This is a genomic window from Pseudomonas sp. DC3200b2 (assembly GCF_049895785.1).
Classification (GTDB): domain Bacteria; phylum Pseudomonadota; class Gammaproteobacteria; order Pseudomonadales; family Pseudomonadaceae; genus Aquipseudomonas; species Aquipseudomonas massiliensis.
The window spans coordinates 39,621-50,937 of record NZ_JAFCTA010000010.1; the positions used below are offsets into that span (position 1 = coordinate 39,621).

Here is an 11,317-nt window from a genome sequence, read left to right on the forward strand (position 1 = left end):
GCATGGCCGATCCACTCAGCATCGCGCTTCGCTTTGCGCTCTATACCGACCTGATGGTGTTGTTTGGCTTGGCCCTTTTCGGCCTGTACAGCCTGAGGGGAACGGAGCGCCAGTCAGGCGCAGTGCTGAACTTCAGGCTATTACTCACCGGGACAGCCGTGCTGGGAGCGTTGCTGTCCCTCACCTCCCTGTTGCAGATGACCAAGGCCATGAGTGGCGCTACCGAGTGGGAGGAGCTTGTCCCTCATCTGAAGATGATGCTGGTAGAAACCGAAGTGGGTTTTTCCTGGGACGTACGCATGGCGGCCCTTGCCCTTATAGCGGTGGCTGGCCTGCTAACCAGACGCAGCCCGACAGGCAGCCTTTGGGTAGTCACAGCGCTCAGCGGGGTTGCCCTGGCCACGCTGGCCTGGACGGGCCACGGTGCTATGGATGAAGGAAGTCGCCGTTTCTGGCACTTTGCGAGCGACATCGTCCATTTGTTTGCCGCCGGCGGCTGGGTAGGTGCCCTGGTGGCCTTTGCCTTACTGCTGCGAGCTAAACAGGTAGATAACCACGGCTCTGTGAAGATCCTGGCGCGGACGCTAACCGGGTTTGAATCTGCAGGCGGTGTCATCGTCGCGACCATCCTGGTCACAGGGATAGTCAACTACCTGTTCATCGTCGGCCCCCAGTTGGACAGCTTGGCTGACACCACGTACGGGTGGTTGCTGATGGCCAAACTTGTGCTGTTTGCGGCAATGATTGGTTTGGCCTCGTTGAACCGGTTTCGGCTCAGCCCTCACCTTGAGCATTCCATTGGGCACGGGGATTACAGCGGGGCCGCCAAGGCCTTGCGTTGGAGTATGGCCACAGAGCTTGCTGCGGCGGTGGTTGTTCTTGGGCTGATCGCCTGGCTGGGTACGCTGAGCCCTGAGGTGGAGATGGCGATGCAATAGCTGCTCTACTGACTGTGCATTAAGCCTGGCTCAGCTTCTAAGAAGAGCCAGGCGGCTCCTCCGGCGGAACGGCTTGTATGGAAGCCTTTAGGGCCTGGCGTCGTACGCTGCGACCGTTTCCTGCTGTCCGGCAACAGTCACCCCAATGACCTTATAAGCGTGCCGGGCAGTGCCGTGCTCCATGCCTGGAGAACCCAGCGGCATGCCAGGGACCGCAATCCCCACCAGGTCAGAACGCGTGTTCAGCGCTTTGAGCTGTTCTGCCGGCACATGCCCTTCCACAAAGCGACCGTTGATGACGGCGGTATGGCACGAGCGCAGCCCCTGCGGCACACCAAGCCGCCCCTTCACAGCAGCCATGTCTTGTTCCACCTGGTCATTTACAGTAAAGCCCTCAGTCTCCAGATGCTTGATCCAGCCTTTACAGCACCCGCAATTGGCATCACGGTGGACATCGACCTTAAGCGTCTCCGCCGCCTGAGTGGTACCTGCGATAAGCAGGGCTGCCAAGGTCATGATCGTCTTTCTTTTCATCGTTGCTCCTGATTGAAGCCAGGCCCTTTGGCAAGAGGCTGCTCGAATAGTCACCTGGAATGGAATAGCCCAAGGATATCTTCCAAGCTGCCACGACCCCATTACAATGCTGTAAGCAAGGCGCGCCATAGCTGGCCCAGCAAGCGTTTCGCTCTATAATGAGCCTTGGTGACAGCCAATGGGTTGGCTCGCTTCCTGGAATCCTATGGCTCGCGTGGTTTTCGTACTTGCGCTTATTCTAAGTCTTCTTCTCCCCGCTTATGGTCGGAGTGGCGGGCCGCTGCCAGCGGAGCCATGTCCAGCGCAAGCACTCCAAGAGCGCGCTCAGACGCCGTGTGCGGATATGAAGAAAAAGGCCAAGGATAGCCAGGCAGCGCCATGCAAATGGGGACAGGATTGCAAAACCAGTTCTCTGATAAGCCTGTTCACCCTACAAATCCCAAAGCCTGGCCCCCTGCCGGTTCACGCCTGCGTAGCTAGGCCAGCGCCTCAAGATGCGTTCGCCACGCCTTGGCGTCCACCACGCTTCGTGTAATTCCTTTGTCCGAACGCATTACCAACGGCGCAATACCGCCGGGTCTGCGTATACATTGGTTTCGCATGGAGGCAGGTCATGCCTGTTCGTCCCGCTTTTGCCGCTGGCATACCCAGCGCGCTTGCACTCTTGCTGGTTGTAACTGCGGCCCAGCCAGCCCTGGCTGGCGCCCTTACTTTCGATTATGCCCTGAAGCTGGCAGAGACAATGGCCCCTGAAAATCTAGCCAGGGCCGCTCAGGTCGAGTCGGCAAATGCCGCCATTCGGCCCGCTGATGCGCTACCTGATCCCAAGCTCTTTCTGGGCATCGATAACTTGCCCGTAGAAGGGCAGCAGCGCTACTCATTGGACGACGACTCAATGACGATGCGCCGGGTCGGGGTTATGCAAGAGGTTCCTAATAGCGATAAGCGCCGTGCACGGCGTCATTCGGCTGAAGCCTTCGCTGACCTTGCGCAAGCCGAGCAGCGCCAGGCACTGATCAAGGTCAAGCAGGACGTTGCCGCCAGTTGGCTGAGGCTCTTTTATGCTCAGCAACGCTTTTCCGCTTTTGATGACCTGTTGAAACAACTCAACCTACAACGCTCCACGGTACCTGCGCTGATTTCCGGGGGGACAGCAAAGCCTGCTGATGCTCTGGCGCTCGAACAAGAGGCGTTAGACCTTGAAGACAGGCGCGATCAGCTGATCAGTGATGTAGCCGGTGCCAGGGCACAATTGCGCCAGTTCCTGGGTGCGCAAGGTGACCAGCCCCTGTCAGGGTCGGCGCCTGTATTGGAATGGTCAGCTACTCATAGCCAGCATGGCTTGGCACATCATCCCGATATCCAGGCAGCCGCCGCTCGGGTCGATGAGGCCAAGGCCGAACTGGGCGAAGCAGTCGCCGAGAAAAAGCCCGACTGGGGCGTGGAGCTTGGTTATGGCAATCGCGACAAGCGATTCGGCGATATGGTCAGCCTACAGGTGACGTTCGACCTTCCATTGTTCACCGGGGCTAGGCAAGGGCCGCGAATCACATCGAGGGAAAAGAACCTCTCGCGCATGGAGCAAGAACAGGAAGTGATGTTACGCGGTCACCAAGTGGAACTGGAATCGGGGCTGGCTGAACAGGATCGCTTGCATGCGGTACTCAGGCGAAACACCGAGAGCGCTATACCGCTGGCGCAGCGTAAGCTCTCCTTGGAAATGGCAACTTACAAGGCCGGCAGCGCTGACATCGGCACGGTCATTTCAGCGCGCCGGCAACTGATTGAAGCGACTCTGCGCAAGGTTGGGTTGGAGGAAGAACTGTCGGTTCTGACCGCAAAACTCTTCTTTGCATATGCGGAGGGCGCGCAATGAAGGGCTCATACGTGATGGGTACCTTGGCCGCCGCCTGCCTGGTAGGCGTGGGGGCCCTGCTTGGCTTTTGGCTCGGCACGGCAAGCGAGTCGACAGCCGTCCAACCTGGCACTACCACGACCCAAGCGCGCAAGGCGCTGTATTGGTATGACCCCATGAAGCCAGACCAGCATTTTGATAAGCCCGGTCGATCGCCGTTCATGGACATGGACCTGGTTCCAAAATACGCCGATGAGCAAGCCTCAACATCCTTGGCACTGGCGGCAGGAACAGTGCAAAGCCTGGGTGTTCGAACCGTGCGGGTGCAACGCGGGGCATTGCCATCAAGCATTGATGCCGCCGGCACTCTGGGATACAGCCAGCGGGAGCTGGCCACGGTCCAGGCCCGTGCCGACGCCTACGTTGATAAGGTCTACGGCCGGGCTCCGGGCGACGTATTACCCGCCGGCACACCGCTTGTAGACCTGCTCATCCCTCAGTGGTCCTCGGCGCAGCTTGAATATCTGGCTGTAAAACAGACCGGGGATACCCAGCTCACTGCCGCTGCGAAAGAACGCCTTCGCTTGCTGGGAATGCCCGGATCCACCATTGCAGCTGTAGACCGCACCGGCCGAGCGGCTGCCGTACAAACCATCGTGATGCCCATCGCCGGTGAGCTGCTGACCCTCGACGCCAAGGCCGGAATGGCTATCTCCAAAGGCCAGGACCTGGCTCGGATCAATGGGCTTTCGAGGGTATGGCTGGACATCTCCGTACCTGAGGCTCTGACATCCAGTGTGGCGGTGGGCAACCCCATTTCTGCCTTTTTCGTCGCCTGGCCTGGCCAAGCTATACAGGGAAAGATCATTTCCATGTTGCCCTCCGCTGACAGCGCAACGCGGACGGTCACGGTGCGCGCTGAGCTACCCAATGCCAACGGCAAGCTTCGTCCAGGCATGTACGCCCAGGTTCGTCTGCAAGGTGATGAGCAGGCCTCTGTACTCCTGGCCCCGAGCGAAGCCGTAATCCGCAGCGGTAAGCGGTCCTTCGTCATGGTTGCGTTACCCGAGGGGCGATATCGGCCGCAGTTGGTCGAGCTGGGCAAAGAGTCTGGAGGGCAGGCAGAAATCATCAAGGGCCTGACCGAAGGGGATGAAGTAGTGAGTTCAGGGCAGTTTCTGCTTGATTCGGAAGCGAGCCTCCAAGGCCTGCTCGCGCGTGAGGGGCCCTCCGAGGGAGCACAATGGCACACAAGTACGGGTCAGATCATTGACCTGGACAGCGAGACCGTCACACTGGCCCATGGCCCGTTCCAAAGTCTTGGCATGCCCGGCATGACCATGACCTTCCCACTGGCGAGGCCGGACGTGGCTAAAGGGCTCAAGGTGGGTGATCACGTCGCCATTGGAATTTCCCAAAGCGACGCTGGGCTTATCGTTGAACAGCTCTCCAGGCAGGAGACTGGCCAATGATTCGCCGGCTGATCTACTGGTCTATCGCCAACCGATTCCTGGTGTTGCTAGCTACGCTCGTCGTGGTAGCCGCAGGGCTCTGGGCCGTGCGCAACACACCACTGGACGCGCTGCCTGATTTGTCTGATACCCAGGTCATCATTCGAACCAGCTATCCCGGTCAGGCTCCACAGCTTGTGGAGAATCAGGTGACCTACCCTCTGACCACGATGATGCTTTCGGTGCCAGGCGCAAGGACGGTCCGAGGTTACTCGTTCTTTGGCGACTCGTTTGTCTATGTGCTCTTTGAAGACGGGACTGACCTGTACTGGGCGCGATCAAGGGTGTTGGAGTACCTCAGCCAAGCGCAGGCGCGCATGCCAAAAGGCGTTACGCCTAGTCTGGGGCCTGATGCAACGGGCGTGGGTTGGATTTACCAATATGCGCTCGTTGACCGCTCGGGTAGCCACGACCTCGCTCAGTTACGGTCGATCCAGGACTGGTTCCTTCGGTACGAGCTCAAGTCCCTCCCTAACGTGGCTGAAGTCGCGACAATCGGCGGCATGGTCAAACAGTACCAGGTGGTACTCGATCCCCTGAAGCTGGCAGCGTACGGAGTAACCCAACAGGAAGTGACCCAGGCCATCCAGGGCGCCAACCAGGAAGCGGGTGGTGCGGTATTGGAGATGGCCGAAAGGGAATACATGGTCAGGGCGTCCGGCTATCTGGAAAGCCTGGAGGACTTCAAAAACATTCCTCTTCGGACCTCTCGCAATGGCATCCCGGTGTTGCTCGGGCAAGTTGCCAATATCCAGCTTGGGCCTGAAATGCGGCGCGGCGTTGCTGAGCTGGACGGCAGAGGTGAGGTTGTGGGCGGGGTCATTCTTTTGCGCTCCGGCAAAAATGCACACGATACCCTGATTGCCATTAGGGAGAAGCTGGAACACTTGCGCACCAGCCTGCCGGCTGGGGTTGAAATAGTCACGACCTATGACCGCTCACAGCTTATCGATCGCGCCGTCAGCAATCTGGGTTTCAAGCTGCTTGAAGAATTCGGAGTGGTCGCGCTGGTCTGCCTGGTCTTCCTCTGGCATGTGCGTTCCTCGCTAGTGGCCATCGTGACCTTGCCCCTGGGCATCCTGCTGGCCTTTCTTGTAATGCATTACCAGGGCGTCAATGCCAACATCATGTCACTGGGGGGGATTGCGATTGCCATCGGGGCGATGGTCGATGCTGCGGTAGTGATGATCGAAAATGCGCACAAACACATCGAAGCGTGGCAACAACAGCATCCTGGGGAGCGGCTCGAAGGCCAGGCTCACTGGCACGTAATCGCTGAAGCCGCTGCCGAGATCGGTCCGGCTGTGTTTTTCAGCCTGCTGGTAATTACGTTGTCTTTCTTGCCTGTTTTTACGCTACAGGCCCAGGAAGGCAAGCTATTCGGGCCTCTGGCCTTCACCAAGACCTATGCAATGGCAGGCGCGGCAGGGCTCTCGGTGACGCTGGTCCCCGTGCTGATGGGTTACTGGATCCGGGGAAGGATTCCATCCGAGCATCAGAACCCTCTCAACCGCGGGCTGATCGCGGTGTACCGCCCGGCAATCGACACGGTTCTGGCGTGGCCAAAACTCACCTTGCTTATCGCCGCCCTGGTGTTTTTCTCGACGCTTTTGCCTTTAAGCCGACTGGGGGGAGAGTTTCTTCCTCAAATGGATGAAGGCGATTTGCTGTACATGCCATCGGCCTTGCCTGGTTTATCGGCCAGCAAGGCGAGCCAGCTGCTCCAGCTTACTGACCGAATGATCCTCTCAGTTCCTGAAGTGGAGCGGGTATTCGGCAAGGCGGGACGTGCGGATTCAGCTACCGATCCTGCGCCGTTGGAAATGTTCGAGACTACTGTACGGTTCAAGCCCAGGGAGCAATGGCGAGCCGGGATGACCCCTGAAAAGCTGATCGAGGCGCTGGACAAGGCGGTACAGGTCCCAGGCCTCTCGAACATTTGGGTGCCCCCCATTCGCAACCGCATCGACATGCTTGCCACGGGCGTTAAAAGCCCGGTGGGGATCAAGGTGGCCGGCACCTCGCTTGCGCAGATAGACCAGGCAACTCAACAGATCGAGGCCGTGGCCAAGCAAGTCGCCGGTGTCCAATCCGCACTGGCGGAACGGCTGACAGGAGGACGCTACGTAGACGTACGTATCAATCGCCAGGCCGCAGCGCGTTATGGCATGAATATCAGCGAGGTGCAGGCAGTGGTTTCTGGTGCCATTGGCGGAAGCAACATCGGCGAAGTCGTGGAGGGGCTCGCCAGATACCCTATAAACCTGCGCTACGGGCGCGAATGGCGAGATACGGCACAGGCGCTAAAAGGGCTCCCCGTCGTCACCAGCAGCGGCCAGCAAATTACCCTATCGATGGTGGCAGATGTCAGCATCACCGACGGCCCACCGATGCTGCGTAGCGAAAATGGCCGGCTTTCGGGTTGGGTCTATGTGGACGTGCGTGGGCGCGACCTTGCCACGACAGTGAAAGAGCTTCAGACACAGATAGCATCCAGAGTCCAACTGGCTCCCGGCCTCACTGTCTCGTACTCGGGTCAGTTCGAGTACCTGGAGCGGGCAAACCAGCGCCTGCTGTGGGTGATACCGGCTACCCTGGCGATCATTTTCGTGTTGCTGTACTTCACCTTCGGTACGGCCAGCGAGGCGCTACTCATCATGGCGACGCTGCCTTTTGCGTTGTCCGGCGGAATCTGGCTGTTGTATGTCCTGGGCTATAACCTGTCCATCGCTACAGGCGTGGGCTTCATCGCCCTTGCCGGCGTTTCTGCCGAGTTTGGCGTCATCATGCTGGTGTACCTGCGCAGCGCCTGGTCGCCCCGCCTCGCAGCAGGACATGGAACCGAGCAGGATTTGACAGAAGCTATCAAGGAAGGCGCAGTGCTCAGGGTGAGGCCCAAGGCGATGACGGTGGCCGTGATCATCGCGGGGCTGCTGCCCATACTCTGGGGGTCAGGTGCGGGTTCGGAGATCATGAAGCGAATAGCAGCACCGATGATAGGGGGTATGCTTACCGCACCGCTGCTATCGATGCTACTGATTCCAACATGCTATTTCCTACTCCAGGCTCACCGTATTCGAGCGCGACGATTAAAGATCTGAGTACCTGAACGTACCCTGATTCGTAGGTACCGCAAGTGCAGGGCGCCTGGCTTAACACGCTGGCTGGCCTGACATCAGGGCTTTGCGCTATTTGCCCTCGACTCCGGCCAGCGAGTCGAGAATGGCGCAGGTAGAATCGTTGTTGCCCTGGCATTCATTGATCAAGGCCTGCAGCGTATCGCGCAGGCTGATGAACTCCTCGATTTTGCGGTTCAAGTCCTGCACATGAGCATTGGCCAGCGCTTTTACGTCGGCACTGGCACGGTGTCGGTCGCGTTGCAGTTCGAGCAGGGTGCCGACTTCCTCCAAGGAAAAGCCCAGGTCTCGAGCACGTTTGAGAAAAGCCAGGGTATCCAGATCGGCAGGCCGGTACTGGCGATAACCGCTTGCTGTTCGTATGGCAGGCTCAAGCAAACCAATGCTTTCGTAATAGCGCAGCATCTTGGGCGTCAGCCCACTGGCGTGTGCAGCTTGGCTGATGTTCAGGGTGTGTCCTCCAATGCCGGTTGCCAGCGTTTGAGCAGCAGGGCATTGCTCACCACGCTTACGCTTGAAAAGGCCATGGCTGCGCCGGCAAAAACCGGATCGAGCAGACCGAACGCTGCCAATGGGATGCCGATCACGTTATAGACGAAGGCCCAGAACAGATTTTGGCGGATTTTGCGGTAGGTGCACCGGGCGATATCCAGCGCTGCCGGTACAAGTCGTGGATCACTGCGCAGTAGGGTGATTCCGGCAGCATGCATGGCCACATCGGTACCGCTGCCCATGGCAATGCCGACATCGGCAGCCGCCAGGGCGGGCGCATCATTGATACCGTCGCCGACCATGGCCACCCGTGTGCCCTTCGCCTTGAGGCCTGCCACGACGGCCGCCTTTTCGGCCGGCAGTACCTGGGCATGAATGTTCTCAATGCCCGTCTGAGCAGCGACCTGCCGGGCACTGCTCCAGGTATCCCCGGTAATCAGGTGGCTACTGATCTGACGTGCTGCCAAGGCCGCTACAGCCTGCTGGGCGCCGGGCTTAAGCGCATCGCCAAACGCAAGCAAGGCAAGCACCCTGGGCGCAGCGCCTTGCTCGATCAACCAGGACAAGGTCCGGCCGTCGGCGTCCCATTGCTGAGCTTGTTCTGCTAATGCGCCTGGGTCGAGCCCCAGCTCTTCTAGCAATCGGCCATTGCCCAGGGCAAGCTGCCGGCCTTCGACAGAGCCTTGGACGCCACGACCAGGCAGTGCACGGACGCTGTCAGCTGCTGGGGAATCAAGGCCGCGTTCGCTACAGGCCGCCAGAACAGCGCTACCCAGGGGGTGTTCACTACCTCGTTGCAAGCGGCCCGCCAGCGTCAAGGCCTCGGCCTCGGGGATCGAAGCTACCGCCATATGCACCAGGCGGGGCTCCCCTGAGGTGAGGGTACCGGTCTTGTCAAAGGCCACCGCTTGCACGGCATGGGCGACTTCCAGGGTTTGTGCATCCTTGATCAGGATGCCGTGACGTGCGGCAACGCCGGTGCCTGCCATGATTGCAGTTGGAGTGGCCAAGCCCAAGGCACAAGGGCAGGCAATGACCAGTACGGCTACAGCGTTGATCAGCGCCGTCTCCCAGTCGCTCCCTGCCAGCAGCCAGCCCACAAGCGTTAACAGGGCAATGCCGAGCACCACCGGCACGAAAACTTCGCTGACCTTGTCCACCAGGCGTTGGATGGGGGCCTTGGCCGCCTGCGCGTCTTCAACCAGACGAATGATCCGCGCCAGTACGCTTTCTCCCCCAAGGGCTGTGACCTGGACGATCAGCGTGCCTTCACCGTTGATGGAGCCACCAATGACCTTGTCGCCGGCTTGTTTGGCCACCGGGCGGCTCTCGCCGCTGATCAGGGCTTCGTCCGCATGGCTGTCGCCTGTCTCAATGACGCCATCCACCGGGATGCGCTCGCCGGGCCTGACCCGTACGCGTTCTTTCAGGCGTAAGTCAGCCACCGCAACCTCCTGCTCACGGCCATCAGCTTCCAGACGTAGGGCGCGCTCGGGCCGCAACCCCTGAAGCGCACGTATGGCTTCACCGGTCTGCCGCTTGGCCCGGCTTTCAAGGTATTTGCCCAGACGGACCAGACCAATCACGACAGCTGCAGCTTCCAAGTAAAGGTGGGGGGTATGGCCGGGCACAGCGGTCGCGGCTTGGTAGACGCTCAAGCCATAAGCAGCGCTGGTCCCCAGGGCGACGAGTAAATCCATATTGCCAGTGCGGGCCCGTAGCGCTTTCCAGGCGGCGCGGTAAAAACGGGCACCGAGCAGGAATTGCACCGGTGTGGCCAAAGCGAACTGAAGCCACACCGGCAACATGATGTGAATGCCTAACGGTTGCAGCAGCATGGGCAGCACGAGCGGAGAGGCCAGCAGCAAGGCTGCGATCAACGCCCAGCGCTCCTGTGTGAGTCCAGTATTTACAGCGGCTGGGACGTTGGTAGTGAAAGGTTGAGCCTGGTAGCCCGCGTCTTTTACGGCGGCGATCAAGGCCTGTACAGACGTGCCTGCTACGGCAGTGACATGGGCCTGTTCGGTGGCCAGATTGACGCTGACCTCGCCCACGCCGGGCACTTTGCGCAAGGCCCGTTCGACACGGCTAACGCAACTGGCACAGGTCATGCCGGTGATGCTTAATACGAGGGTTTCGTCCGGGACTACGTAGCCGGCGCGGGTAATCGCCTCACGTAGAGCCGGCATGGCGTCTTGCGGCGCTTGAATTCGGGCTTGCTCGTTGGCCAGGTTCACACTGGCTTCCTGTACGCCGGCCACTTTCTTCAGTGCACGCTCGACGCGACCGGCACACGCGGCGCAGGTCATCCCTTGGATAGGTAGATTAAACTCAGCCATGGCGGATTCCTCGTTACCAATGAGTAGAGGATCAACCTTGACCTCATGTAAAGGTCAACCTCCAACCGCGCCTAACGCTTCAGAACAGAAGGGGCTTGACCTTGACCTCGTGTCAACGTTGAAAGTAGCGCTGCCCCCCATGATTTGGAGACACGCTATGTATCAGTTCAACGTGCAAGGCATGAATTGCGGTCATTGTGTCAAATCGATCACCGCAGCGGTCACGGCTTTGGATAGTGAGGCCATGGTCGATGTGGACTTGGAAAGCCGTACCGTACAGGTTCAAAGCCGCCAGCCAGCGCAGGCCCTGCTCGAAGCAATCCAGGAAAAAGGCTATCCCGCTGAGCTTTCCTGATTTCCTGTCCTTCCCTTGGGTTCAGGCTTTCCTAAGACGGTTCTTTGCAAAAGAAACGGCGCCTGAACAGGCGCCGGAGACCAAGGAGCGGAGGTCTTTGAAGGGAGCTGAGCCCAGACTAGCCCTTGGCAGCTGACGTGCGCCTGATTGGCCGAT

Annotated in this window: 8 protein-coding genes; 5 read left to right on the forward strand and 3 right to left on the reverse strand. The window is 59.5% G+C overall.

Features of this window, described 5'->3' with window-relative positions; translation table 11 throughout:
• The first annotated feature begins 2 nt into the window (after window positions 1-2).
• Entirely contained in the window at window positions 3-938 is a 936-nt protein-coding gene (copD, locus tag ACP691_RS20750; RefSeq protein WP_426154030.1) for a copper homeostasis membrane protein CopD, read from the forward strand.
• An 87-nt stretch (window positions 939-1,025) separates the two neighbouring features.
• Here the strand turns inward: copD and ACP691_RS20755 are convergent, their stop codons facing one another.
• The gene (locus ACP691_RS20755) at window positions 1,026-1,472 is read right to left on the reverse strand and encodes a DUF411 domain-containing protein (RefSeq protein WP_426154032.1); all 447 of its coding nucleotides are present in this window, start codon (window positions 1,470-1,472) and stop codon (window positions 1,026-1,028) included.
• A gap of 613 nt (window positions 1,473-2,085) precedes the next feature.
• Here ACP691_RS20755 and ACP691_RS20760 point away from each other — a divergent pair.
• From ACP691_RS20760 to ACP691_RS20770, 3 genes are read left to right on the forward strand one after another with little or no spacing between them, the layout of a single operon-like run.
• Window positions 2,086-3,348, forward strand: coding sequence for a TolC family protein (locus tag ACP691_RS20760; protein WP_426154034.1), 1,263 nt, complete (start codon window positions 2,086-2,088; stop codon window positions 3,346-3,348).
• Entirely contained in the window at window positions 3,345-4,799 is a 1,455-nt protein-coding gene (locus ACP691_RS20765; protein WP_426154036.1) for an efflux RND transporter periplasmic adaptor subunit, read from the forward strand. Before ACP691_RS20760 ends, ACP691_RS20765 begins: the two co-directional genes overlap by 4 nt.
• Complete coding sequence (locus tag ACP691_RS20770; protein WP_426154038.1) at window positions 4,796-7,939, forward strand: efflux RND transporter permease subunit; 3,144 nt, start codon at window positions 4,796-4,798, stop codon at window positions 7,937-7,939. Before ACP691_RS20765 ends, ACP691_RS20770 begins: the two co-directional genes overlap by 4 nt.
• 87 nt (window positions 7,940-8,026) lie before the next feature.
• Here the strand turns inward: ACP691_RS20770 and cueR are convergent, their stop codons facing one another.
• Window positions 8,027-8,425: a Cu(I)-responsive transcriptional regulator gene (gene cueR, locus ACP691_RS20775; protein ID WP_040259175.1), complete on the reverse strand. Its 399-nt coding sequence runs from the start codon at window positions 8,423-8,425 to the stop codon at window positions 8,027-8,029.
• Complete coding sequence (locus ACP691_RS20780; protein WP_426154040.1) at window positions 8,422-10,806, reverse strand: heavy metal translocating P-type ATPase; 2,385 nt, start codon at window positions 10,804-10,806, stop codon at window positions 8,422-8,424. The genes cueR and ACP691_RS20780 overlap by 4 nt, the downstream gene beginning before the upstream one ends.
• 157 nt (window positions 10,807-10,963) lie before the next feature.
• Here ACP691_RS20780 and ACP691_RS20785 point away from each other — a divergent pair, with 157 nt between their 5' ends.
• The gene (locus ACP691_RS20785; protein ID WP_426154042.1) at window positions 10,964-11,161 is read left to right on the forward strand and encodes a heavy-metal-associated domain-containing protein; all 198 of its coding nucleotides are present in this window, start codon (window positions 10,964-10,966) and stop codon (window positions 11,159-11,161) included.
• Window positions 11,162-11,317: the final 156 nt, after the last annotated feature.

What these genes read in the sequence shown, in the direction of transcription:
- ACP691_RS20755 (WP_426154032.1), bottom strand. Translation starts at nt 1,472, where the DNA reads ATGAAAAGAAAGACGATCATGACCTTGGCAGCCCTGCTTATCGCAGGT.
- copD (WP_426154030.1), top strand. Translation starts at nt 3, where the DNA reads ATGGCCGATCCACTCAGCATCGCGCTTCGCTTTGCGCTCTATACCGAC.
- ACP691_RS20760 (WP_426154034.1), top strand. Translation starts at nt 2,086, where the DNA reads ATGCCTGTTCGTCCCGCTTTTGCCGCTGGCATACCCAGCGCGCTTGCA.
- ACP691_RS20785 (WP_426154042.1), top strand. Translation starts at nt 10,964, where the DNA reads ATGTATCAGTTCAACGTGCAAGGCATGAATTGCGGTCATTGTGTCAAA.
- ACP691_RS20780 (WP_426154040.1), bottom strand. Translation starts at nt 10,806, where the DNA reads ATGGCTGAGTTTAATCTACCTATCCAAGGGATGACCTGCGCCGCGTGT.
- ACP691_RS20770 (WP_426154038.1), top strand. Translation starts at nt 4,796, where the DNA reads ATGATTCGCCGGCTGATCTACTGGTCTATCGCCAACCGATTCCTGGTG.
- ACP691_RS20765 (WP_426154036.1), top strand. Translation starts at nt 3,345, where the DNA reads ATGAAGGGCTCATACGTGATGGGTACCTTGGCCGCCGCCTGCCTGGTA.